Origin of the sequence: Mesorhizobium sp. B2-4-1, from assembly GCF_006442185.1 — a bacterium.
Lineage (GTDB): Bacteria > Pseudomonadota > Alphaproteobacteria > Rhizobiales > Rhizobiaceae > Mesorhizobium.
The window spans coordinates 64,705-85,839 of sequence record NZ_VFVN01000006.1; the positions used below are offsets into that span (position 1 = coordinate 64,705).

Here is a 21,135-nt window from a genome sequence, read left to right on the forward strand (position 1 = left end):
CGACACAACAGAAAGTTCCGAACTGCCAATGCCGATCGGGCGGGCGTCCAACGGATGCCGGGAATGAGACAGCTCTTGCCTCTGGAACCGCGACATCTCAGCCATGCGGCCGCATAACCACCTTGATGCAACCATCCTGCTTGTCTCGGAAGGTCTTGTAGAGGTCCGGCCCGGCTTCGAGCTCGGCTCTGTGGGTGATGACGAAAGACGGGTCGATCTCGCCATTCTGGACCTTGGCCAGAAGTGGTTCGAGATAGCGCTGGGTATGGGTTTGGCCCATTCGGAAGGTCAGCCCCTTGTTCATCGCGGCGCCGAACGGGATGTGATCGACCAGGCCGATATAGACGCCGGGAACCGAGATGGTGCCGCCCTTGCGGCAGCAATAGATCGCCTCTCGCAGCACATGCGGCCGATCGGTGCCGAGATAGACGGCGGCCTTCACCTTGTCGAGCATGGCGTCGGCGCTGGCGCCGGGGTCGGATTCAGTGCCGACGCAGTCGATGCAGCGATCCGGGCCGCGGCCGTCGGTCATCGCCATCAGTGCGTCGTAGATATTGGAATTGCTGAAGTCGAGCGTCTCTGCTTTGCCGTGTTCACGCGCCATGGCCAGCCGCTCCGGCACCTTGTCGATGGCGATGACGCGGCCGGCGCCGAGCATCCACGCGCTCTGGATGGCGAATTGGCCAACCGGGCCGCAACCCCATATCGCGACCGTATCGCCCGGCTCGATGCCGGCGTTCTCTGCCGCCATGTAGCCGGTCGGGAAGATGTCGGAGAGAAACAGCACCTGTTCATCTTCCATTCCCTCCGGCACCTTGATCGGACCGACATCGGCGAACGGAACCCGCAGATATTCCGCTTGTCCGCCCCAATAGCCGCCGACAAGATGCGAATATCCGAAAAGGCCGGCCGGCGATTGACCCATCGCTTCGGCGGCCTGTTTTGCGTTGGGATTCGAGCGGTCGCAAAGCGAAAACAGCCCGTTCTGGCAAAACCAGCACTCGCCGCAGGAAATGTTGAACGGCACCACCACCCGGTCACCCTTCTTGAATTTCGAATGGCCCTGACCAACCTCCACCACTTCGCCCATCGTCTCGTGGCCAAGCACGTCGCCCGATTTCATCGTCGGCATGTAACCGTTCATCAGGTGGAGGTCGGAGCCGCATATGGCGCAGCAGGTAACCTTGATGATCACGTCGCGGTCATCCTCGATGACGGGATCGGCCACTTGGTCGCAGCGTATGTCGCCTTTGCCGTGCCATGTAAGGGCTTTCACGATGTTGCTCCTGAGTTTCGAGGGTGCGTTTCATTGGTGAGACGCGCGTTTCTCGTGCGTGGCGCCGGAGATGCCGCCGGTCAGTCCTGGGACGCCGAGCCCGGCGCAGCCATCTCGCGGTGCTGTTCGGCCAGCGTACCCGCTGGCGTGACATGCGCAGCGGCGACCTGCAGCTTGTTCTTCCAGCCGCTGACCACCTGTTCTTCGCCAGTCATCATCGCTTCGTAGCCGGCCTTGGCAACGTCGGCCGGATTGTCCTTCTCGTCGGTGCCGACCTTGGTGTCCATCATCTCGGCGCGTTCGAAGAAGCGTGTCTGCGTGGCGCCGGGCATCAACACGGTCACCGTGACGCCGGTGTCCTGCAATTCGTGACGCAAGGCGATCGCGAAGGAATCGATGAATGCCTTGGTGCCGTTGTAGACGGCTTGGAAAGTCCCGGGCATGAAACCGGCGATCGACCCGGTGAAAAGAATGCGCCCGCGCCCGCGGCGAGCCATCTTGGCGCCGAGTTCATGCGCGAGATACACCGTTCCGGTGATATTGGTGTCGATGATGCGCCGGATCTTCCCCCAGTCCTGGTCGACGAAGCCATTGCCGAGCCCGCGTCCAGCGTTGAGAAACAGCAGGTCGATGTCACGCTCGCCAATTCGGGAGATCAGCCGATCCACGCCTTCGACGGTCGCGAGATCGGCCTCGACGGCTTCGACTGCGATATTATGTGAGCCGAGTGCCTCGGCGGCCTGCTGGATTGCCGGTTCATCAGCCGCAACGACGAGATTGTAGCCATCCTTCGCGCAGAGTTTCGCAAGTTCCTTGCCTATGCCGCTCGAGGCGCCGGTGACCACTGCGAGTTTTGCATCCGTCATGATTTCCTCCGTCGTGCCGGCCGAACCAGCAGAGGAGATGATTGTTCCGTGGATCGGTATCGTCCGGTCGGCGCCTGTCGGGAGTCTGACTTCTGCTCTTGGCCGGGCGATGGATTTTCGGAATTCGGGCGGGAACAACCGGATGGTCCCGCAGTTCGGCGCGTGCAGGAGGAACATGATGCAACATGCTGATAAGATCGCGCTCCGGCGTGTGAAAATGCTGGTCGAGCAATATGTGCTGACCAGGAGCAGGCGATATGATTTCGTGTCGACGGAGTTGGCTTGCAGGGCCATTCGTGAGGTGATGCGCAGCCCGATCGAAGATGCCGAACTGGATCGGATGTTGGCCAGAAGCGCGGCCAGGCAGGGGCTTTCGGTGCGATTCGACCGGATGGAAGCTTGGCAGGCTGCTTCGCCATCTCCCACCGAAGGAGTATCGATATGAGAGCCGTGTTGCTGATGCTGGCACTGGTCTGTCTGGCCGGGTGCAACAATCCCGATCCCGACAAATCCAAAGCGGATACGAACAGTCAGCCGGTCGACAAAAACCCCACAACCGACACGAACCCCACCCCACAAACCACCACCGGCGGAGATCAGCAAGGCACCCAACCGGCCCAGCCGGCATCCCCTAAGCCGGCTGGCGGCTAGCTACGGCCTGGCCCACCAGACTGGGACCGCCATAGAGCAGTTCATCGTCTGCGGAAACGGCTAACCACTCTGTGTTGTTGTTTTTGCGCAATTCCTAAGGGAAAGCGCACCGCGCTTTTCCCTGGAAAGCCGTACACACTTTTCCTGGATTGCTTTAGTGGCGCGCCGAGCTTCTCGTTTTGGGTTCCCTGGCAACAATTCTGACGGGAACCGACTTTACGGCGGGGACGTGAGCCTTCTTGGCCCGGTGCCACAGAGGAACCAGGGGATTGAGTTCCGGATAATAACCGGCGCAGTTGCCTTCGGGCACGGAGTAGGGGGTGATGCGCAAACCTCGAACCCGCCGCTCCACGCCATCGTCGGCATGGGTTTCCAGATCGATTTCCTGCCCGGCGCTCAATCCGAACCGCTGAATGTCGGCCTCGTTCATCAACAGGACCATGCGTGTGCCGTGTATGCCGCGCAGTCTGTCATTGTACCCATAGACGGTGGTATTGAACTGGTCATTGGAGCGCACCGTTATGAGCGTCAGCACATTGTGACCCGAAACATCGATGTCCGGGTCTGTTTCAAGCGTCGTCGGCAGCTTGAAATTGGCTTTCTTGTTCGGCGTCTCCCAGACCCGTTTCGAGGCCTTGATATCGCGGTGAAAGCCTCCCGGCGTCAGGAACCGCTTGTTGAACTCACGAAAATGCTGCGGGTAACAACGCTCGATCTCATCGCGGATAAGGGAATAATCGGCGACCCATTTATCCCACGGGATCGAACTCACCCCCGATACGGTGGCCTTGGCCAGTTCCGCCACGATCTTCGGTTCGGAAAGCAGATGCGGTGAAGCCGGCGGACGCGAACCGAAGGAGCCGTGGATACAGGCGGTGGAGTCCTCCATCGAAACGGTCTGGTCGCCGCTCGCCTGATGGTCCCTTTCCAGCCGCGACAGGCAGGGCAGCAGATAGGTCACCGCCCCCGGCAGGAGATGACTGCGGTTGAGCTTGGTGGCGACTTCGACATGCAGCCCAAGCCGACGCCATGCTTTCTCGATCAGGCCGGTTTCGGGCACGGCGCGAACGAAATTGCCGCCGAGTCCGATGAAGCCTTTCACCGAGCCGGCGATGACGCCCTCGCAGGCCTCGACCGTGTCGAGACCCTTCTCGCGTGGCGGCTCGAAATCATAGAACCGGGCGAACTTGTCGAGCGGAACGAGCTCGGGTTTTTCGGATATGCCGACAGTGCGCTGGCCCTGTACATTGGAATGGCCGCGCAGCGGTGAAATGCCGGCGCCGGGCTTTCCCATGTTGCCGCGCATGAGCAGCAGATTGCATAGCATCTGGACGTTCTCGGTACCGTGCCGGTGCTGTGTCAAATCCATGCCGTAATTGCCGATCACCGCGTTGGAGCGGCTGTAGACCTCGGCAACATGTTCGAGATCCGCCTGCGCAATTCCCGAGCGCCTGACGATGTCCTCCCACCTGGCGGCCCGCAGGTAAGCCTCGAATTCGGCAAAACCATCCGTGTGCTCGGCAATGAAATCGCCGTCGAGGACACGCGGATCCCCGTGTTCCCGTGCCGCGTCGTCGAGCGCCAGCACCGCCTTGGCGATGCCGGTCATGGCGGCGATATCGCCGCCGCTGCGGACCTGGAAGAAGTCGCTGGACATCTTCGTGCCGGGGCCCGGCGACAGCATCTCAAGGGGATCTTGCGGATTCTTGAAGCGCTTCAGCCCCCTTTCCGGCAAGGGATTGAAGGTGAATACCGGCACCCCACGTTGACGAGCCTCTTGCAGCGGATGCAGCAGCCGCGGCGCCGTCACCCCGGTGTTGTGGCCAAAAAAGAACATCATGTCGCACTGGGAGAAGTCCTCGAGCTGCACGGTTCCAACCGGCGAGCCGATCGATTCGGGCAGCCCGACCGATGTCGATTCGTGGCACATGTTGGAAGAATCGGGCAGGTTCGATGAGCCATAGATACGCGCAAAGAGCTGATACATGAACGAAGCCTCCAGCGAGGCCCGGCCGGATGTGTAGAAGACGACCGATTTCGGATCGAGCCGCCGGAGCTCCATGCCGATCTCGAGGAATGCGTCATCCCAGGAAACCGGTTCATAGCGGTCAGTGACGGCATTGTAGCGCAGGGGATCCGTAAGCCTGCCTTGTTTTTCGAGGTCACGATCCGGCCAGTCGAGCAGTTCGGTGACCGTATGTCGCGCGAAGAAATCGGGGCCGCAACGCAGCTTCGTCTGATCCCACATGGTCGCCTTCGCGCCATTTTCGCAGAACTCGAAGGGCCGCGGATCGGCCGGCTTGGCCCATGAACAGGAAACGCACATGTAGCCATCGGCTTTGTTCTGCTTGAGCAGCGTGCTCCATATGCCCGACATCAGCAGGCCTTCGCCGTATGCCTTGCGGACCAATGACCTCAGGGATTCCCATCCGCCGGTGGGATGGTTGTATTTTTTTGTTTCGATACGGTCGGTTACGGCAGGTTTCATCGAGATCGTCCTTGAAGAACCGATACCGAACCTCGCCCGTCACCGATTGTTCCCGCGGCTCCGTGCAGTATTGGCGTCGAATCTTGCGTGTCGAAGCCGACGCGACCGAGGAGCGATCGCGGCCGGTCGTGGAACTATTTTCGTGATCGGCTGTTCGGCTTGGGAAGGGAGCCTGGCAATGGTGCGACGCAATGCAGTGCTTTCGCTCGTGATAGCCGCCATCATCATCATCGGCTTCCTCATAGGATTTCTCTATGCCGACATGGGCTGGCATACCTCGCCACTGAAGCGGGCGCCTGAACAGAACCGGGGCGGTAACGCGCCGACGGATACTTCGCCAGCCGCGGGTGTCCGGAAAAATCCCCAGGAAAACACCGAAATGCCGGGGCAGCAGTAGCGACCTCGAACGGGATCCCGCGCGAAAGGATGTCATGCTGTCAGATCCTACCGTGCTGATCTTGATGTATTTTCTGCTGCCGGTCTGGTTGGCCGCCGGATTTGCCGACTGGCTCTGCCATCGCGCCTCTCACATCGAATCGACGACAGGCGCCAAGGAATCGTTGATCCACCTTCTGATGTTCGCCGAGGTCGGAATACCTTTGCTGGCCGCCATGTTTCTTGACGTGAATGCTCTCATCATTCTCGTCATGATCGTTACCTTCTTCGTCCACGAGGCGACAGCGATGTGGGACGTCAGCTACGCCACCACCGCCCGCACCGTCACGCCGATCGAGCAGCACGTTCACAGCTTCCTGGAGATGATCCCGCTGATGGGGCTGGTCAGCGTCATTTCCCTCCACTGGGGACAGTTCCTCGCCTTGTTCGGGGCGGGGACGGAAACCGCGCGCTTCGAACTTGTCTGGAAATCGGAGCAGTTGCCGGTGACCTACATTGCCTGCGTGATGGGCGTGATCCTGATTTTCGAACTGCTTCCCTATCTGGAAGAGCTCGTCAGGGGATTGCGGGCCAATGCCGGGAAACTGATCCCGTCGAAGGCCAGGCGAGGGGATCCGGGCCAGACGACATTGCGTTGACGTGATCGCGCAGCGACACTCCTCCGGCCACTGGCATCGGATATCCAGCCGGTCTGCAAATGCCAGGATCGTTGTGCGGAACATTTCTGTCGGGCGAGCCATTGAGAGAGCGGGCACGGCAGCGATGGGGAGTGCGACGATGGGATTTCTATCCGACCTCGACAAGAAACTGACGGACAATGTCTACGAACATGGCAGCCAGCTCACCGATTCCGCCGCGGATCTCCCGCAGACGGTCGGCGAAATTGTCGAACGGCTGATGCCTTTCGTCCAACCTGAGGCGCGCGAGACGGTCAAGGCTCAGATTCTGGGCCTGATCCACGAGTACAAAGCCGAGCGCACCCGGAGCGCCGCCGAGCAGGATCATCCAGACTGAACTACCCGTTCTGGTCTATCGCGTGAGGCGCCGGCTGGCTGCCGCCCCCGCTGCCCGATGTATCGCGCCCGAACCATATCCAAGCCGCGACAAGCACAATCACCACGATGGCTATCCAGGCAATGAGACGGGGCATCGAGGGATCCTTCCCTGCCAGTCGATCATTTGGGGGCGCGACGATCAGGATGGAAATCGAACCGCCCCGCCGCCTCCTCGTTAATCCGGCTACCGATCCTTTGTTCCGCTCGCGCTGGTCCCTGCCTCGGTTGACGGGGAGGGCGGGCGCGCTAGATCAAAACTTACGCCGAACATGGTTTTCGTTGGTGGGGGAGGTCATTCGTGTGGCGGGTCCAACGCCGGATCTAATTCTTAGCGGTCGTCGCCTTGGCCGCAACAGCGCATGCCTGCTGTTGCTCATGGCCATGTCGACCGCGTGCTCGTCCTCGGACCAGATCGAACAGCAATCCCGAACTGCCGCCTCGACGGCGCAGACCGTATCAATGACGCTTGATGCCTGGGCGGCGGGAGCTGCCCCTTCCAAATATGCTTCGGGCACGCTGCAATCGGCCGGCACGACACTGGCCGATATCGACGCGAAGATCCGATCGGCCACTACGGCTGAACCTGCCGAGCAGGCTGCGTTGGCGGAGGCGGTCAAGGACCTGTCGATCGCGGTGAACCGCGCCCAGGCGGGAGTGCAAGCGGACCGCCGCCCGCAAGTGCAGGAGGCTCAGGAAGATATTCGGACGGCCACGCGCTCCCTGGCCGCCGCTTACTTCAGATATTTCGCGCCGAAGCCATGAAGAAGCTCCTGGAAATATCGCTGGGCATCGTCACCAGTGTTGGCGGCTTCCTGGAAGTCGGATCGATGGCGACGGCAGCCCAGGCAGGTGCGACCTTCGGGTTTCAGCTGATCTGGGCGGTGGTTCTCGGCACCATCTGCATCATTTTTCTGGTCGAGATGGCCGGCCGGTTTGCCGCCGTGAGCCATCACACGATCTCTGACGGGATCCGGGAACGATTTGGCTTCAACGTTTCGCTATGGCCATTGCTTGCCGCCCTGCTGGTCAATTTCATGGTGCTGTCCGCCGAGATCGGTGGTGTTGCCATCGCGCTCGAACTTGCCACCGGCATTGGCTTCCAATGGTGGGCTTTACCCGTGGCTTTGATGGCATGGCTGTTGCTGTGGAAAGGCACGTTCGGACTGATCGAGAAAGGCGTGTCGATACTCGGCCTCGTGACGCTGTGCTTCGTGGTCGCAGCGGTGATGCTGAAGCCCGATTGGACAGCTGTCGCGTCCGGCGCGGTGCCTACACTGCCGGCCCACGACGCGGCGAATTACTGGTACATGGCGGTCAGCATTCTTGGCGCTTCGATATCGCCTTACCTGTTCATGTTCTATTCCTCGGGGGCGATCGAGGACCAGTGGGACAGAAGTTATCTCGGAACCAATCGGGCCATCGCCGGACTGGGCATGGCGTTTGGCGGCACCATTTCGATCGGTGTCTTGATGGTGGCCGCGCTCGTGCTTGCAACGCACGGCATCGATCAGGTCGACGACTATCATCAATTACCGTTGATGCTGATCCCGATATTCGGCTTCTGGGGGTTCGTCCTGTTCGTTGCCTCGCTCGCCATCGCTTGCTTCGGCGCCGCACTCGAGGTTGGGCTGCAACAGGCTTATCTGGTGGCGCAAGGGTTTGGATGGAACTGGGGCGAAAACCTCAAGCCACGCGACGATCCTGGCTTCAGTGCCGTCTACACGGTATCATTGTTTCTGGCCGCCATCCCCATCATGCTTGGGCTCGATCCGCTGAAGCTCACCATTTTTTCCATGGCGCTGACCGCCGCCAGCCTGCCGCTGACGGTAATTCCTTTCCTTTTCCTGCTGAACGACAAGCGCTATGTCGGCGAGCACCGCAACGGCATTGTCTCGAATGCCGCGGTGATCTTCATCATCGGGCTTGGTTTCGTGCTCGCCGTGGTGACCATTCCCCTGCAGATATTCGGAGGCACGTGATGGATTTGCTGCGCGACATCCTCGACAAGCAGATCGTCGACCGCGAGCAGGTCAAGATCGGCAAGATCGACGGGCTGGTGGCGGAGTTGCGGCCGGGCAAGCCGCCGAGGATCATCGCGGTCGAGCTCGGCTCCGTCACCTTGGCGCGTCGCCTCGGCGTACGGCCAGGGCGTTGGATGACGCAGCTCGCGGCAGCGTGGGGCGGCAAACGCCATGGCAAGCCGCACCGGATCGCCTGGAACAAGGTGCAGGACATAGGCGTCGACATCCAGTTCGATATCGATGTGCGCGAAACCTCGATCTTCGCCTGGCAGGAGTGGCTGCGCGACCATGTCATCGGACGCATTCCTGGAGCTTGATGATGTCCACCGTCAACCTCGAACATCTGGCCGGGCGACGCGTTCTCTCGCGGCAAGGCGAAAGCATCGGCTATATCGAGGAGATACGAGCCGAACCGGCCGGCGACGACTTCGTCGTTACCGAATTCCATGTCGGTATCTACGCCGCTTTCGAGCGTCTCTCGGCCTCGACCATCGGCACGGCGGTGCTGGATTTCTTCCGGTTGCGCCGTCGCGACGGCCTGTACCGTATTCCCTGGGACAAGCTCGACATCTCCGATCCTGCACGGCCGCGGCTGCTGTGTTCGACAACGGAACTTTCCGGCATGAAGGGCGCCCCCGAATTTCATCCACGAGGGAGGCAGGATCGATGACGACCCAGGCGGACGGCCGCGCGAAAGTGCTCGAACTCAGCCAAGGTTGTCTGATGCTGTCTGCACCCAGGATGATGCGCCTTACCGCAGCAGGCTGGCTGCCAGGAACACCGCCGCCGCTATCAGCACGACGGCCGCAATCACCATTAGCGGCCAGTTGCTGCGGGGCTGCAGTTCGGGCTCGTTCTCCACCGGCCGCATCGCGTTGGCGAAGCTGGCATCGTTTTCGAATTTTGGCCGGCGAGAACGTTGCGGACCTGCTTCAGTGACCGGGTTCTGCGTGTCCGCCGCCTCGGCGTCGGTCTCGAACGGGGCAACGGCGGGATCGAATCCGGGCGTTTTGTCCCGTGTGGCTCCGGCCTGAACTTCGCCCCTGGCTGCGGCAGGCGTGGAATTTGAAATCTTGGCCATGAACTCTCTCCTCGGAGCTCAATTCGGCAGGTTCGCTCGGTCGACAGATTGACGCTCATGGGTCGCATTTAAAATCAAATCTCGCAGCCGTCGATTTGTTCCGCGCCGCGGTCCCGATGTTGAACGTCTTGTTGATCCTGGCCGGCTGTGGGGCCTGTCCGAGGGCGCTTGCGGCGCATCGCACGGCGCCGGAACAAAGCACATCCTGGCTTGTTAGGGCGCATCGTAAGTTCGCGCATCGACAAGGACAAAGCCAATGAAAACGCGACACCTTCTTGCCTCGCTCGCCGCTGCTTCCATGCTTATCGCAATGCCTGCTTTGGCTGCTGCCGACAGTGCCCAGGATTTCGTCGACAAGGCCGCCGTTGGCGGCAAGTTCGAGGTCGATTCGAGCAAGATTGCCCAGGACAAGGCCCAGGATCAAAGCATCAAGAATTTCGCGCAGACGATGATCCGGGATCATGGCGCGGCCAACGCCAAGCTGGAAACAATTGCCGGCGAACAGAAGTTGAAGGTGCCGACGGCGCTCGATGCGCAGCATCAGGCCGATCTGGATAAGCTCCAGAAGGCACAGCTGCCAGTCGATCCGGCCTATGTGGACATGCAGCGCAAGGCGCACGCCGATGCCGTCAATCTGTTTGAAAGCTACGCCCGCGACGGCGACAACGCGGCCCTCAAAACGTTCGCCCAGCAAACGGTCGGCACCTTGAAGATGCATCGGCAGATGATCGAAAAGATCGCCGCCGCCCAGGACTCCATCACGGGAGCGACAACGCCCGCTGTGAAAACCACGAACACGCCCAATGCCGCGGCCCTGGTGCCCGGCGCAAACAGTTTCACCGAGACCCAGGCAAAGAGCCGCATCGAGGATGCCGGCTATTCCAATGTGTCGAAGCTTGCCAAGGACGATCAAGGCATCTGGCGCGGGCAGGCGACCAAGTCAGGCCAAAGTGTCGCCGTCGGGCTCGACTATCAGGGCAACGTCGTCGCCGACAGCAAGTGAGCCCGATCAGGAGATATCAAAATGAAAACCGTAACTGCACTGTTCGACAACTATGACGACGCAGCCGACGCGGTCGGCGAACTGGAAGCGTCCGGAGTGCCACATTCCGATATCAGCATCATCGCCAACAACTCGGATGGCTGGTACGAGAGAGATCGTTCCGAAGCCGCTGAAGATGCCGCGAGCGGTGCAGGGATAGGGGCCGTGGTCGGTGGCGCCGGCGGTTTGCTGACAGGGTTGGGCGTCATGGCCGTTCCGGGCGTCGGACCTGTGGTTGCGGCCGGATGGCTTGCCGCTACCGCCACCGGGGCGGTTGCCGGCGCGGTGGCTGGTGGTGCGGCGGGCGGTATCATTGGCGCTCTGACGGATTCGGGCGTTTCCGAAAACGATGCAAATGTCTATGCAGAGGGCGTACGTCGTGGCGGTACCTTGGTGACGGCCAAGGTGGACGATGGGCTTGTTCCGGAAGCCGAGGACATTCTGGGTCAGTCCAGCTCGGTTGACGTAATGGAACGCCGCAGGGCTTACGAGGCGGATGGCTGGACCGGCTTTGACGTCAACGCGGGCGACTATGTCCCTGAGCGCGACGGCGGCAGGGCAATAAACCGGCCCTGAAGAACAAGCCTGCCAGGGCGGCGGGGCACTTTGCAGCCAGGCCGGCGTGGGTGCCTCGCCCGAAATTTGATCTTCGGGACATGTACGAGGGATGTTTGGACCGTTGATCGAGTTTGCTGTGAGCCACAGTAGCTACAATCAATCCTTGTCCTGATGATAGAGCCGATCGGTGGCTCGATCGCTTTCTCTGCGTTCTGCGGGACCGCGACGACGTCGAGTGACAATGACGTAGGCCAGCAATACGAGCAGCAACAATGGCCCGCCGGCGACGACGATCAACCACATGACGCTTTCAAACATGGGACGTCTCCTTTCCCTCACAACCGGCAAGGAGAAGAACCGTTCCGCGCGTGGACGACGGCGTCTGGATCAAACTGCCTTCAATTATCGGCCACGTTCGTAGGTTCCGACGAGTTCTGCCTGCTCCAGCAAATGTTTTTGCGCCTCCTGCCAGATACGCTCCACGCCCGTGCTTGCGGGGATAGCAAGGTTCGGCGTGTCGAGCGCCGCCAGCCGGAAGTGGTAGTGATGGACACCGTGGCCCGCAGGCGGTTCAGGGCCGTCGTAATAGGCGTTGCCGAAATCGTTCCGCGCTTGCCTGAGGGCCTGTGGACCCGGTCTGCCGCTTTCCGCTTCGGGCAACTCCTGCACCTCCGGCGAAATGTTGAACACCCCCCAATGGCCGAACATTCCGCTCGGCGCGTCGGGATCCTGGACGACAAGGACGAGGCTCTTTGTGCCGTCCGGTACCCCGGCCCACTTCAGAGGCGGAGATACGTTCTTGCCGTCACGAGTATAGGCTTCGGGGATCTCTCCGCCGTCGGCAAAGGCGGGGCTGCTGAGCGTCAGGGGCATGGTTCGCACTCCTTTGGGGGAACATTCGATCGCATCACCGCCGCCTCGCAAAGCGTGCCGGAATTGTTTGCGGCCATCGAATTGCTTGCGAGCACGTTCCGGCGCGGCTAAGCGCGCTGCGGCTCGAAAGGATTCTAAGATCCCGTCATAAGCGGCTTGAGGACGAATATGGCCAAGAGGCCAATAAAAAACACGGCGGCGATCACGACACCCCAGGTGATGAGCTTTCCGGTACCGCGTTGCTCTTCCTCGCGAGACAGGTCTTCCGGCATTGCGCGGATCCTCCTGTAAGGTTCGGTGATTTTAACAACCTGTTTTGTCGAGGTCCCGGCAGCCAAATCCAGAGCAGGACCCGCAGTTCAACTCGAACGCACCCCGCTCTGGACAGGAAGGCTGCCGGGCGCTTAGCGCCGGGCTGCCCCGCGGCTAAGCGGCTTTCTCAAGAGCCCGCTCATTGACCCCGCCTTCGCCTAAGCCTGTAAGCGCTTCATCGGTTGCCACTTCCTCTTTGAGCGTCTCGTTGAGGAGCTTGACCGCGTCGCTCTTGCCAAGCTGTTCAGCCCACGCGATCAACGTGCCGTAGCGTGCGATTTCATAGTGCTCGACCGCCTGTGCCGCTCCGACCAGTCCTGCATCCAATGCTGGGTCGCCCTTATAGTCGTCGAGAATCTCCGAACCCTCTTCGAGAATGCCGTCGATTGCCGGACAGGTCTTGCCGCGGGCTGGCTTGTCCATCAGGTCGAACACCTGTTCGAGGCGGTCGACCTGGCCTTCGGTTTCCACGCGATGTTTCTCGAACGCCGCCGCGACCTCCTCGGACTCGGCACCCTTGGCCATCTTGGGCAGCGCCTTTAGTATTTTCTTTTCGGCGTAATAAATATCCTTCAGCCCGTCGAGGAACAGGGCTTCCAGCCCTTTCGTCGCCGCCTTCTTCGCAGTCGCCATGTCTTCGTCTCCCTAAGGTTGTCATGAAAGCTCCACCACCGGTGTAGCTTTCCATAACCTTGAACACGGGCCGTTGTTCCCGCCGGATCGAGACAAAGACAAGGACGGCCGTATCTCACACGATCGCACTGTCCCAGCTGACATAGTGCGCATCGCTTGACGCTGGCTGCGGTCCAGCTACCTCTCACCAGCCGGCTGGAGAGAGTGCGTAGCGGGTTTTCGACCTTCTAGTCTAGGTTCGGCCCGTACGCGTGCTGGCGGCCTTCTGCGCTGCTTTCTTTCTTCCGGCAGCACCCTTGGTGCGGACCGCCTTGCGTGCGGCGGCGGACCGGCCTGCAGTGCCCTTCGTCTCCGAGGCTTTCTTGGCTGCGGCCGAGCGCTCCTCGGCCGTCCGGCGCGACGCCGCCTGCTTGGTCTGTCTTGAAAGCGCCTCATGGGATGCCGTGTTCTTCGGCTCGTGCTCGAGAACCTCGGAAACGGCCTTCGAGACCTTGGGGCTGCGTTTTGGCTTACGTTCGCCCTGGCCAACTTCATAGGCGTATTCGGCGCTCTTGCGGGTGCTCTCCTTGACGCTTCGTTTCTTGGGCGGAGGCAGGTCGACGCCTGCGCGGCGCGCCTCCGAAAGGCCGATGGCGATCGCCTGCTTGGTCGAGCGCGCGCCGTGCTTGCCGCGACGGACCTTCTCGATCTTGTCATGCACGAATTCGCCGGCCTGCGTGGTGGGCGATTTACCTTCGCGCTTGTCTTTTTTCGCTTTCTCGATGGTTTTCTTATCCGGCATCGCTTTCTCCTCGTTGGATACAGCGGGACTGGTGGCGGTGCGACGTCGCGACCTCCAGAAAACCCAACGCATCGATGGCGCAAATGATCCGGAGGAAAAGAGACTTTCTCCGCGAGGATCTATGGGCCGGCCGGACGCCACGAGAGCGCCGACAGCGTCGCGAGGCAGAGTGCTGCAAATACAATCGCGGTATTTACCGCATGAGAATATTCCCATTGCTGCCTGAGCGCTTCCCAGTTTGCAGGAACTGTCGTCCAGTTCTGCGTCGCCTGGTTGGCGGGGAGCGTCCAGACAACGAAGATCGCAAGCATGATCGCGAAACACAGCGCCGCAAGCAGGGCGAGCCAAAACGGCCAAGCCTGTGCGCGCACGGAGATCGCCAGCAGTGCATTCACGATCAGCGCGGCAGGCCAGAGAAAACCGAGAATCGCCCATCCGTAATAGATGCCTTGGACGGTGAAATATTCCGGCTGCGGCAGAGATATCTTGTTGGGAAGAGCAGCGAGATGGGCCCCTGCCGGGATGAGCGCGAGGGCCGAAATGACAATGGCGAGAAATTGCAGAACCTTGACTGTCATGGAAACGTCTCCGCGGAATGACTCTTAATGCGCCGACGGCCCAATCGATCTGGCTCTCGGATGAGTCGAGGGCGATGGCTTTGGCCTCACGCCGGCAGTTGGCGCAGGAACCATTGGATCGCGAAGTCCGCGACGTCTTCCAGCGCGCCGGGCTCCTCGAACAGGTGCGTCGCAGCCGGCACGATGGCCAGCTCCTTTTCACACCGCAGCGCCGCGAACGCCGAACGGTTGAGCGCGATCACCTGCGTGTCTGCGCCGCCGACCACGAGCAGCGTTGGTGCCCGGACGTGGGGCAGGGCAGGTGCCGCAAGATCCGGACGCCCGCCGCGCGAGACGACGGCGACCGCTCGATCCGGGCGCTCTGCCGCAGCCATCAGCGCCGCGGCAGCCCCTGTGCTCGCGCCGAAATAACCGACGCGCAGCGCCGACGTTTCCTCGGACATGTGCAGCCAATCGGTGACCTGAACCAGGCGATCGGCGAGCAAGCGAATGTCGAACCGCAACTCGGCGGTAATCTGGTCGATACGCTCCTCTTCGGTCGTCAACAGGTCGATGAGCAACGTGGCGAGTTCCGCCTCGTTCAGCCGTCCGGCCACATAGCGGTTGCGTGGGCTGTGCCGGCTGCTGCCGCTGCCGTGAGCGAAGAGGACGAGCCCACGGGCTTCCTGCGGCAGCGACAGGTTGCCTGCGAGCATTGCGCCGCCGGCGGGAACCTGCACGGCCTTCTCGTTTGTCTTCAGGACTGAGACCATGGCGATCTCCAATTCAATTGGATCGGGCCCTAAACCCCGAACGGATAGGTCTCCGCGAGCTCGCCGGCGTCCCATTGCGAGCTGCGCTCCAGCGGCTCAACCGCCCGCGTCTCGTCGAAATGCAGCAGCATGTCGAATTGCGCGGCAAGGTCGGCATGGAAGTAGTGGCTGGCCCGTTCGGTCTCAGGGCGGTAGATGACGCCGATCGCGCGCTCCAGGAGCCGTCGCGGCAGGGCTTCGCCGTCGCCGCGCAGATCCAGCTGGAAGCGATCAGCCGGGACTGCATGCAGCAGCGCCTCATAGCTGCGCGCCAGGGCAGGCCGGACAACCTTGCGCTCCGCGGGGCCGTCCCAGTTCGATGCCGCCGTCACCGTTCCTTGATACGTCGTGAAGCCGACGAGAAAGGCGTCGCGCTGATGCTTTTCGCGGATAAGCTGTCCGAGGTTGATCTCGCCATGCAGGCTCCTGTCTGTCGCCCTGGCGTCGCCGAGATGGGAGTTATGCGCCCAAACCACGATCTTCGGCGATCGCCCGAGCCGGCCGAGATGAGCGGTGAGAGCGTCGAACGTCTCGGCCATGTGCCGATCACGCAGGTTCCAGGTCGATTCGGGCGCCAGGAACATGGCGCGATAATAGGCCTCCGCATTCTTCACCAGGCGGGCGTTTTGCTGCGCCGCGAAGAGTTCGTCCGCGATGGCGCCTTCGCGTGGCTCGGCCTTCGCCGGGCGCCGCTTCAGCATCTCGACCAGCTGTGCGACCACAGCCTCCTGGCAAGATTTGTCGACCTCATTGCCGGCTATGAAGCCATAAGCCTGCGGGTCAGGGCCGAAATGATCGAAACAGGCATAGCGGCGACGCGCGATCTCCGCCGCGGCCGGGTCGGCCTTTTCGAGATAGCGCAGCACCGCCTTCATCGCGCCATGCAGGGCATAGAGGTCGAGCCCATAGAACCCGACTTTCGGATTGCCCTTGCCGGGCGCTTCATTGTGCCGGCGCAGCCATTCGACAAAATCGACGACGACCCTGTTCCGCCACATCCAGGTCGGGAAGCGTCGGAAATCGGCGAGCGCCTCTTCGGCGTCGATATCCCCGCCTGTTCCCTGAACATAGCGGTTGACCCGGTATGTGTCGGGCCAGTCGGCTTCGACAGCGACGGCGGCAAAACCCTGCTCCTCGATCAGCCGCCGCGTGATCCGCGCGCGCTCCTCATAGAATTCGTGTGTGCCGTGCGAAGCTTCACCGAGCAACACAAAGCGCGCCTCGCCGATCGCCGCCAAGAGCTCGTCGTAGTCTCGCGCGTCTCCGGAGAGCCGAACGACGTGCTTGTGCAATCGGTTTGCCGTATTCTGCGGCGCATCGCGGCCGGACGGTGCGGTTGGTCGCCCCGCCTTGGCGAGAAGGGCGCGGACCTCGTCGTCGCTGGTTTGGGAGAAGTCTTCATACCAGCGCCCGACGCCGATGAGCGGCTGCGGCGTCGTCGCACAGACGACCTCGTCTGCCTCGCTCTCCATCGCCTCGCAGGTGTCGGGACTGCCGACCGGAACGGCCGCAACTATACGGGCAGGCCGCTTTTCGCGCAGCGCCCTGACCGCCGCGCGCATGGTCGACCCAGTGGCGAGCCCATCGTCCACGAGAATGACGATTCGATCCTCCACAAGGAGCGGTACCCGCTCGCCGCGATAGAGGTGCTCGCGGCGTAAAAGCTCCCTCTCCTCGCTGGCAGTGACCGCATCGATGACGTGGGCCGGCACAGCGAGGCCTTCCACGATCTCGTCGTTCAGGACGCGTACGCCGGAGGTCGCGATTGCGCCCATGGCCAACTCTTCGTAACCGGGAACGCCGAGCTTGCGCACGACGAAAACGTCGAGCGGTGCCTTCAATGCCTGTGCGACTTCGTAGGCGACAGGCACGCCGCCGCGCGGCAGCGCCAGCACGGTGACATCATCGCGCGCTGCGAAGTGGCCGAGCTTATCAGCGAGAACGCGTCCTGCCTCGCGACGATCCGAAAAGACAATAGTCATGATCTCAAGCCCAATATTTGCGCCGCGCCCACCCTTTGGGGTCCCGCTGCAAGGCTTTGATTGGCCGAGGCCACACGGGGCGGCAAGGCGTGGCGCAGGCACATCATTGGCGTGTTCGTCGCCAAGAGTTCGAGCGGCGGGCACTCCCAAGTCATCCACCACTGCGCCGATGCTCGGAAACGGCCTAATCCCCCAAGGGTTCCGTGTCGCTCCGGTGCGGCCAGTCCGGATCGCTCCAAAAGCGTTGCCTTTGTTTCCGGAGGGAACAAAGCGGCCTGCCGGAGATTGGAGCACGCAGGAGGAGTTTCCAATGGACAAGGAAGAACTCATAAAGCGACGAGCCTACGAGATCTGGGAGCGCGAAGGCCGCCCGCCGGGCCGAGAGCAGGAGCATTGGGACCAGGCCGTGCAGGAAATAGAGGCGGAAGGATCGGAAGCCGAGCGCGGTCCGGTGGTGCCCGATCCGACCATCGGCAGCGGGTCGGAGCCTCGAAGCTCCTGAAGCGACGTCACTTGCCGCCAAGGAGGAAAAATGCGTCGACCGACTGTTCATTCCGTCGACGCATTCGAGATGGCGTCTCGGTCAACGTCCGAGCAGCGCCCTGAGCCTGGCGAAGATATTGAAACCTTCGCCCATGGCGGCGCGCACGCGAACGGCGACCCACCCGGCTTTCATGGTCGCACCGACGTGGCAATCGCAGACGATGTTGTGCAACTGCCAGTTGGACAGTTCGAAAAAGCGCTTTGCCTCGCCATAGGTGTCGCCTTCCAGACCCTGCGCCCGCAGTATCGGATCTTCGAACGCGACGCTGATGGGGGATTGCACGCAGTAGGCGTTTTCGCGCATGTCGGGGCTCATATATTCGGTGCCCGGAAGCGCTCCGAGGCGCCGTTCAGGATGACGCTCAAGAAGACTTGCCCAGCGCTCCAGGCGTTGGTTCCGCGTCATTGTCGGGCACACCGTATCAACTTGCGCGATTGCGTGTAGTTGTTCGAGTGTATGGGACTTCATGGTCAGCTCCTGTTGATCCAGGTTCCTCCCGCTTCAAGGTGAGTCGCGAGATCACGACAGCGCGCTCGCCGTCGCCGCGCTCCGAACTCTTTGTTGTCGCTGAAGTTCCATCATTTTGAGAATTTGAAGGCTGGTGCGGCGGCAACTCGGCAAACCCCAGGGCCGTTGCGCCACCTCGGTCGGTGCTGGGTCAGCCCCTTCCAACTCCACGCTCCTGGCCCCGGCCGCCTTTCGGCGCAGGAGTGTCGGTGTTCAATGCTGGAGATCGTCGGGCGGGTCCTCCAGGCTCCTGCTGGGGTGAATTTCGTTCGAGAGGGGGATATCCATCGTGCAGATCACCTCGGCATCGGTGAAGCGCAGCGAGCCAGCTCCGCCGATCTCATAGGGCACCACCTTTTCGATCAGCTCGGATCCGAAGCCGCGTCGCGCAGGTATTGCTGCCGGACCATGCAGGTCCTCGATCCAGCGGATCTTCAGCTCCTGTCTGGCGGGCGTGCCACCCACTTTCCAGCTTACGCTGATTGATTTGTCGGCTGCCGACAGCGCGCCATATTTCATCGAGTTGGTGGCGAGTTCGTGGAACGCCAGGCCCAAGGTCTCCGCCGTCTTTCCGGACAAGGAAATATCCGGGCCATCTATGGTGAACTGATCTTCCGTCCGGCCGCCTTGGGACGCAAGCTCGTCAAGGACAAGCATGTCAAGCTGCACGGTGGCCGAGGCCGATCGCATCAGCACATTGTGCGTGCGTGCAAGCGCATTGATGCGGCCCTCGAGGTGAAAGGCATAGTCCTCGACATTGTTGCTGTTTTCAACCGACCGGCGAGCGATCGAACGGACAATGCTCAACGTGTTGCGAACGCGGTGCTGCAATTCGGCGGCAAATGCCTTCGTCGCCTGGAGGCGGTCGCGTGTGACCTGGAGTTCGGCTTCGAGCCGGGCGATATGATCGTCACGTTCGTCCATCTGTTCATCGACATGGCTGAGCCGCATCGACGCGGAAGCATCGCGTTCTTCGGCGGACACACTTTGCGGACGGGAGAATGTACCCGTGACGTCTTTCTTGGGAGGTCTTTTTCCAGCCACCTGTCAGTCTTTCAACCGTTCATCGATCATGCGCGGTGCCAAGCGCATCGTCTCGTCGGCCTTTGGCTCGCGTTCACGCGCCCAGGATTGGCTTTCGTGCCGCCGCGCGCGGTTTTCAGCCGGCGAAAATGATACCGTCGAGCCGGCAGGAGCATTAATGCCGCCGCTGTCGGCGGAAATATGGAGGGCGATAGCAGCGGCCCAGCGGATCGATCGTACCTGCCGATCCGCCGATCAAATCGCGCTTGGCCATCGCTCGCTACCGCCTCCGGTCACGCCGAACCGGCAGAAGCAGGCCAGGTTCCCTATGATGTTTCATTTTTGCGCTCCACTCGATGAGGCCGTGCCTGATCATGCAAAAGGCTCCCTGACGTCCAACAGATGAAGGTAATCAGGATTGAAAAAGGCCGCCGCCTCCAGTTTCGCCAGGTTCTTGATCGTTACAGTGCCGTTGTTGAACGAAATGAGGCCATCGCGCCTGAGATCCTGAAGCGTACGGTTGATGTGCACGTTCGAAAGACCGAGCGTATCGCCCAGGGTCGCCTGGGTTACCGGTAGGGGATAGCTCTTGCCGGCCGTTTCACCAATTGCGTGAAGCCTGTGGAACAGCTCGCAAAAAAGGTGAGCCATCCGCTCATAAGCAGTCCGCTGGCCGATGTTGACGACCCATTCGCGGGTGATCGCCTCGTCGAGCAGCGTGGTCCACCAGAGCGCACGCGTAAGATTGGGATAGCTGTTGGTGAAGCCGAGGATGGCGCTCTGCGGGATCGCCGCAACCTTGGAGCGGCTGAGAGCACCGATCGAGTGGTCCATGCGCCGCAGCAGGAACACGTGAAGATCGCAAAGGTCGCCCGGCACCAAATAGGCAAGGATCTGTCGCCGACCGTCTTCGAGAATCTTGTAGCGGCAGGCAAATCCTTCGAGCAGCAGGTTGACCCCGCCTGTCCGGTCGCCCCTTTGGATGACGTCATCGCCGGCGGCGAATTCGGCGACCTTTGTTGTCGCGCTCTCGATGGCGTCGCATTCTTCCACGGACAGGACCGTGAAATTGGACAGCTTGCGGATAAGCGGGTGCCGCGCGGTCTTCGCTCTCAGGCCAACCGCCGGCTCGCTTCTCTCGTTCATCGCGTGTCATGTGCCGTCGCGGCAACGAACTCGACAATGCTGCCGAATTCCAGAGGCTTTTCAAATCGCCTGATCCCGCCGAGCTCTGCTGGAATGGCCGTCTGATCATAGCCGGTGGCGAAGGCGATCGGAACGCCTTTCGCCAACGACTCGCGGGCAATCTCGAATGTCTGCTCGCCGCGCAAGTTGATATCGAGAATCGCAAAATCGCATTGACCGCTGTTCAGCAATTCGATTGCGGGCTCGACCGTGGCGACCGGGCCGAGCACTATCGCCCCTTGTGTGACGAGAGCCTTACGCAGGTCATCGGCGAGAAAATATTCGTCTTCCACGATCAAAACGCGAATCCCGCCCAGAAAGGCTGATTTCGCCGCTTCCCCGTCCATGGTGCAAGAGCTCTCCCTTTGCAGCGGCCATCACTTGGGACACTACACCGCAACCCGCTGCACTCCCAGTTATATTTCCACCGATGCAGCGGAGGTGAACTCCAAAGCCACCGCCAGCCCCTATTTTCCTGAATCGACATCTTTT

Annotated in this window: 27 protein-coding genes; 11 read left to right on the forward strand and 16 right to left on the reverse strand. The window is 61.3% G+C overall.

Translation table 11 applies throughout. From position 1 onward, the window contains the following. Positions 1-97: 97 nt before the first annotated feature. The 3 genes from FJ949_RS16745 to FJ949_RS16765 form a co-directional block, all read right to left on the reverse strand. On the reverse strand, positions 98-1,276 hold the full coding sequence (locus FJ949_RS16745) for a zinc-dependent alcohol dehydrogenase (RefSeq protein ID WP_140497428.1): 1,179 nt from the start codon (positions 1,274-1,276) through the stop codon (positions 98-100). Positions 1,277-1,356: 80 nt separating this feature from the next. Then, positions 1,357-2,142 (reverse strand): SDR family NAD(P)-dependent oxidoreductase, encoded by a 786-nt coding sequence (locus FJ949_RS16750; RefSeq protein ID WP_140497430.1) that lies wholly within the window; start codon positions 2,140-2,142, stop codon positions 1,357-1,359. Positions 2,143-2,947: 805 nt separating this feature from the next. Continuing rightward, on the reverse strand, positions 2,948-5,281 hold the full coding sequence (locus FJ949_RS16765; protein ID WP_140497434.1) for an FdhF/YdeP family oxidoreductase: 2,334 nt from the start codon (positions 5,279-5,281) through the stop codon (positions 2,948-2,950). A 178-nt stretch (positions 5,282-5,459) separates the two neighbouring features. On the opposite strand from FJ949_RS16765, the gene FJ949_RS16770 reads away from it, so the two are divergent. From FJ949_RS16770 to FJ949_RS16800, 7 genes are all read left to right on the forward strand, one after another. Next, the gene (locus FJ949_RS16770; RefSeq protein ID WP_140497436.1) at positions 5,460-5,678 is read left to right on the forward strand and encodes a hypothetical protein; all 219 of its coding nucleotides are present in this window, start codon (positions 5,460-5,462) and stop codon (positions 5,676-5,678) included. 34 nt (positions 5,679-5,712) lie between these two features. Then, positions 5,713-6,315, forward strand: a complete 603-nt coding sequence (locus FJ949_RS16775; RefSeq protein WP_140497438.1) for a diguanylate cyclase — start codon at positions 5,713-5,715, stop codon at positions 6,313-6,315. A gap of 139 nt (positions 6,316-6,454) precedes the next feature. Continuing rightward, positions 6,455-6,691, forward strand: a complete 237-nt coding sequence (locus FJ949_RS16780) for a hypothetical protein (protein WP_140497440.1) — start codon at positions 6,455-6,457, stop codon at positions 6,689-6,691. 416 nt (positions 6,692-7,107) lie between these two features. Beyond that, a complete protein-coding gene (locus FJ949_RS16785; protein WP_224647132.1) occupies positions 7,108-7,494 on the forward strand; it encodes a hypothetical protein in 387 nt (128 codons plus the stop codon). After that, positions 7,491-8,711, forward strand: a complete 1,221-nt coding sequence (locus FJ949_RS16790) for an Nramp family divalent metal transporter (protein WP_140497442.1) — start codon at positions 7,491-7,493, stop codon at positions 8,709-8,711. Before FJ949_RS16785 ends, FJ949_RS16790 begins: the two co-directional genes overlap by 4 nt. Further along, positions 8,711-9,070 carry a hypothetical protein gene (locus FJ949_RS16795; protein WP_140497444.1) on the forward strand — a complete coding sequence of 120 codons (360 nt, stop codon included), beginning with the start codon at positions 8,711-8,713 and terminating at the stop codon, positions 9,068-9,070. The genes FJ949_RS16790 and FJ949_RS16795 overlap by 1 nt, the downstream gene beginning before the upstream one ends. Positions 9,071-9,072: 2 nt before the next feature. Next, entirely contained in the window at positions 9,073-9,423 is a 351-nt protein-coding gene (locus tag FJ949_RS16800; protein WP_140497446.1) for a hypothetical protein, read from the forward strand. Positions 9,424-9,504: 81 nt separating this feature from the next. Here FJ949_RS16800 and FJ949_RS16805 read toward each other — a convergent pair whose 3' ends face one another. After that, on the reverse strand, positions 9,505-9,834 hold the full coding sequence (locus tag FJ949_RS16805; protein WP_140497448.1) for a hypothetical protein: 330 nt from the start codon (positions 9,832-9,834) through the stop codon (positions 9,505-9,507). A 256-nt stretch (positions 9,835-10,090) separates the two neighbouring features. Between FJ949_RS16805 and FJ949_RS16810 the strand changes: the two genes are divergently transcribed. Together FJ949_RS16810 and FJ949_RS16815 are read left to right on the forward strand one after the other, a co-directional pair. Continuing rightward, positions 10,091-10,837 carry a DUF4142 domain-containing protein gene (locus FJ949_RS16810; protein WP_140497450.1) on the forward strand — a complete coding sequence of 249 codons (747 nt, stop codon included), beginning with the start codon at positions 10,091-10,093 and terminating at the stop codon, positions 10,835-10,837. 21 nt (positions 10,838-10,858) lie between these two features. Continuing rightward, positions 10,859-11,452, forward strand: a complete 594-nt coding sequence (locus FJ949_RS16815; protein WP_140497452.1) for a general stress protein — start codon at positions 10,859-10,861, stop codon at positions 11,450-11,452. 138 nt (positions 11,453-11,590) lie between these two features. Here FJ949_RS16815 and FJ949_RS16820 read toward each other — a convergent pair whose 3' ends face one another. The 8 genes from FJ949_RS16820 to FJ949_RS16850 all read right to left on the reverse strand — a co-directional run bounded on the left by FJ949_RS16820 (position 11,591) and on the right by FJ949_RS16850 (position 17,384). Next, positions 11,591-11,752, reverse strand: coding sequence for a hypothetical protein (locus FJ949_RS16820; protein ID WP_140497454.1), 162 nt, complete (start codon positions 11,750-11,752; stop codon positions 11,591-11,593). Positions 11,753-11,836: 84 nt separating this feature from the next. Continuing rightward, complete coding sequence (locus FJ949_RS16825) at positions 11,837-12,307, reverse strand: YbhB/YbcL family Raf kinase inhibitor-like protein (protein ID WP_140497456.1); 471 nt, start codon at positions 12,305-12,307, stop codon at positions 11,837-11,839. A 134-nt stretch (positions 12,308-12,441) separates the two neighbouring features. Beyond that, the gene (locus tag FJ949_RS30365) at positions 12,442-12,579 is read right to left on the reverse strand and encodes a hypothetical protein (RefSeq protein ID WP_181167175.1); all 138 of its coding nucleotides are present in this window, start codon (positions 12,577-12,579) and stop codon (positions 12,442-12,444) included. 154 nt (positions 12,580-12,733) lie between these two features. Continuing rightward, positions 12,734-13,252 carry a ferritin-like domain-containing protein gene (locus FJ949_RS16830; protein ID WP_140497458.1) on the reverse strand — a complete coding sequence of 173 codons (519 nt, stop codon included), beginning with the start codon at positions 13,250-13,252 and terminating at the stop codon, positions 12,734-12,736. Positions 13,253-13,484: 232 nt separating this feature from the next. Continuing rightward, positions 13,485-14,033, reverse strand: a complete 549-nt coding sequence (locus FJ949_RS16835) for a DUF6496 domain-containing protein (protein ID WP_140497460.1) — start codon at positions 14,031-14,033, stop codon at positions 13,485-13,487. Between the two features lie 119 nt (positions 14,034-14,152). After that, a complete protein-coding gene (locus FJ949_RS16840) occupies positions 14,153-14,611 on the reverse strand; it encodes a DUF1772 domain-containing protein (protein ID WP_140497462.1) in 459 nt (152 codons plus the stop codon). An 86-nt stretch (positions 14,612-14,697) separates the two neighbouring features. Continuing rightward, positions 14,698-15,363: a dienelactone hydrolase family protein gene (locus tag FJ949_RS16845; protein WP_140497464.1), complete on the reverse strand. Its 666-nt coding sequence runs from the start codon at positions 15,361-15,363 to the stop codon at positions 14,698-14,700. A 29-nt stretch (positions 15,364-15,392) separates the two neighbouring features. After that, positions 15,393-17,384: an erythromycin esterase family protein gene (locus FJ949_RS16850; RefSeq protein WP_224519081.1), complete on the reverse strand. Its 1,992-nt coding sequence runs from the start codon at positions 17,382-17,384 to the stop codon at positions 15,393-15,395. A 310-nt stretch (positions 17,385-17,694) separates the two neighbouring features. Between FJ949_RS16850 and FJ949_RS16855 the strand changes: the two genes are divergently transcribed. Then, the gene (locus tag FJ949_RS16855; RefSeq protein ID WP_140497466.1) at positions 17,695-17,886 is read left to right on the forward strand and encodes a DUF2934 domain-containing protein; all 192 of its coding nucleotides are present in this window, start codon (positions 17,695-17,697) and stop codon (positions 17,884-17,886) included. A gap of 81 nt (positions 17,887-17,967) precedes the next feature. On the opposite strand, the gene FJ949_RS16860 is transcribed toward FJ949_RS16855, so the two are convergent. Together FJ949_RS16860 and FJ949_RS30685 are read right to left on the reverse strand one after the other, a co-directional pair. Beyond that, positions 17,968-18,396: a hypothetical protein gene (locus FJ949_RS16860; protein ID WP_140497468.1), complete on the reverse strand. Its 429-nt coding sequence runs from the start codon at positions 18,394-18,396 to the stop codon at positions 17,968-17,970. Positions 18,397-18,648: 252 nt separating this feature from the next. Then, positions 18,649-18,990 (reverse strand): sensor histidine kinase, encoded by a 342-nt coding sequence (locus FJ949_RS30685; protein WP_224519092.1) that lies wholly within the window; start codon positions 18,988-18,990, stop codon positions 18,649-18,651. On the opposite strand from FJ949_RS30685, the gene FJ949_RS30690 reads away from it, so the two are divergent. Then, positions 18,973-19,611: a hypothetical protein gene (locus tag FJ949_RS30690; RefSeq protein ID WP_246670975.1), complete on the forward strand. Its 639-nt coding sequence runs from the start codon at positions 18,973-18,975 to the stop codon at positions 19,609-19,611. The genes FJ949_RS30685 and FJ949_RS30690 overlap by 18 nt on opposite strands. Before the next feature lie 219 nt (positions 19,612-19,830). Here FJ949_RS30690 and FJ949_RS16870 read toward each other — a convergent pair whose 3' ends face one another. Beyond that, positions 19,831-20,604 carry a Crp/Fnr family transcriptional regulator gene (locus FJ949_RS16870; protein ID WP_140497473.1) on the reverse strand — a complete coding sequence of 258 codons (774 nt, stop codon included), beginning with the start codon at positions 20,602-20,604 and terminating at the stop codon, positions 19,831-19,833. Further along, a complete protein-coding gene (locus tag FJ949_RS16875; RefSeq protein WP_140497475.1) occupies positions 20,601-20,990 on the reverse strand; it encodes a response regulator in 390 nt (129 codons plus the stop codon). Before FJ949_RS16875 ends, FJ949_RS16870 begins: the two co-directional genes overlap by 4 nt. Positions 20,991-21,135 lie beyond the last annotated feature (145 nt).

Bases quoted from the DNA above. Each gene is read 5' to 3' on its own strand.
- FJ949_RS16770 (WP_140497436.1), top strand. From the start codon at position 5,460: ATGGTGCGACGCAATGCAGTGCTTTCGCTCGTGATAGCCGCCATCATC.
- FJ949_RS16875 (WP_140497475.1), bottom strand. From the start codon at position 20,990: ATGGACGGGGAAGCGGCGAAATCAGCCTTTCTGGGCGGGATTCGCGTT.
- FJ949_RS16840 (WP_140497462.1), bottom strand. From the start codon at position 14,611: ATGACAGTCAAGGTTCTGCAATTTCTCGCCATTGTCATTTCGGCCCTC.
- FJ949_RS16785 (WP_224647132.1), top strand. From the start codon at position 7,108: ATGGCCATGTCGACCGCGTGCTCGTCCTCGGACCAGATCGAACAGCAA.
- FJ949_RS16855 (WP_140497466.1), top strand. From the start codon at position 17,695: ATGGACAAGGAAGAACTCATAAAGCGACGAGCCTACGAGATCTGGGAG.
- FJ949_RS16860 (WP_140497468.1), bottom strand. From the start codon at position 18,396: ATGAAGTCCCATACACTCGAACAACTACACGCAATCGCGCAAGTTGAT.
- FJ949_RS16775 (WP_140497438.1), top strand. From the start codon at position 5,713: ATGCTGTCAGATCCTACCGTGCTGATCTTGATGTATTTTCTGCTGCCG.
- FJ949_RS30365 (WP_181167175.1), bottom strand. From the start codon at position 12,579: ATGCCGGAAGACCTGTCTCGCGAGGAAGAGCAACGCGGTACCGGAAAG.
- FJ949_RS16780 (WP_140497440.1), top strand. From the start codon at position 6,455: ATGGGATTTCTATCCGACCTCGACAAGAAACTGACGGACAATGTCTAC.
- FJ949_RS16810 (WP_140497450.1), top strand. From the start codon at position 10,091: ATGAAAACGCGACACCTTCTTGCCTCGCTCGCCGCTGCTTCCATGCTT.
- FJ949_RS16805 (WP_140497448.1), bottom strand. From the start codon at position 9,834: ATGGCCAAGATTTCAAATTCCACGCCTGCCGCAGCCAGGGGCGAAGTT.
- FJ949_RS16795 (WP_140497444.1), top strand. From the start codon at position 8,711: ATGGATTTGCTGCGCGACATCCTCGACAAGCAGATCGTCGACCGCGAG.
- FJ949_RS16830 (WP_140497458.1), bottom strand. From the start codon at position 13,252: ATGGCGACTGCGAAGAAGGCGGCGACGAAAGGGCTGGAAGCCCTGTTC.
- FJ949_RS16845 (WP_140497464.1), bottom strand. From the start codon at position 15,363: ATGGTCTCAGTCCTGAAGACAAACGAGAAGGCCGTGCAGGTTCCCGCC.
- FJ949_RS16835 (WP_140497460.1), bottom strand. From the start codon at position 14,033: ATGCCGGATAAGAAAACCATCGAGAAAGCGAAAAAAGACAAGCGCGAA.
- FJ949_RS16765 (WP_140497434.1), bottom strand. From the start codon at position 5,281: ATGAAACCTGCCGTAACCGACCGTATCGAAACAAAAAAATACAACCAT.
- FJ949_RS16870 (WP_140497473.1), bottom strand. From the start codon at position 20,604: ATGAACGAGAGAAGCGAGCCGGCGGTTGGCCTGAGAGCGAAGACCGCG.
- FJ949_RS16820 (WP_140497454.1), bottom strand. From the start codon at position 11,752: ATGTTTGAAAGCGTCATGTGGTTGATCGTCGTCGCCGGCGGGCCATTG.
- FJ949_RS16815 (WP_140497452.1), top strand. From the start codon at position 10,859: ATGAAAACCGTAACTGCACTGTTCGACAACTATGACGACGCAGCCGAC.
- FJ949_RS16800 (WP_140497446.1), top strand. From the start codon at position 9,073: ATGTCCACCGTCAACCTCGAACATCTGGCCGGGCGACGCGTTCTCTCG.
- FJ949_RS16850 (WP_224519081.1), bottom strand. From the start codon at position 17,384: ATGACTATTGTCTTTTCGGATCGTCGCGAGGCAGGACGCGTTCTCGCT.
- FJ949_RS16825 (WP_140497456.1), bottom strand. From the start codon at position 12,307: ATGCCCCTGACGCTCAGCAGCCCCGCCTTTGCCGACGGCGGAGAGATC.
- FJ949_RS16750 (WP_140497430.1), bottom strand. From the start codon at position 2,142: ATGACGGATGCAAAACTCGCAGTGGTCACCGGCGCCTCGAGCGGCATA.
- FJ949_RS16790 (WP_140497442.1), top strand. From the start codon at position 7,491: ATGAAGAAGCTCCTGGAAATATCGCTGGGCATCGTCACCAGTGTTGGC.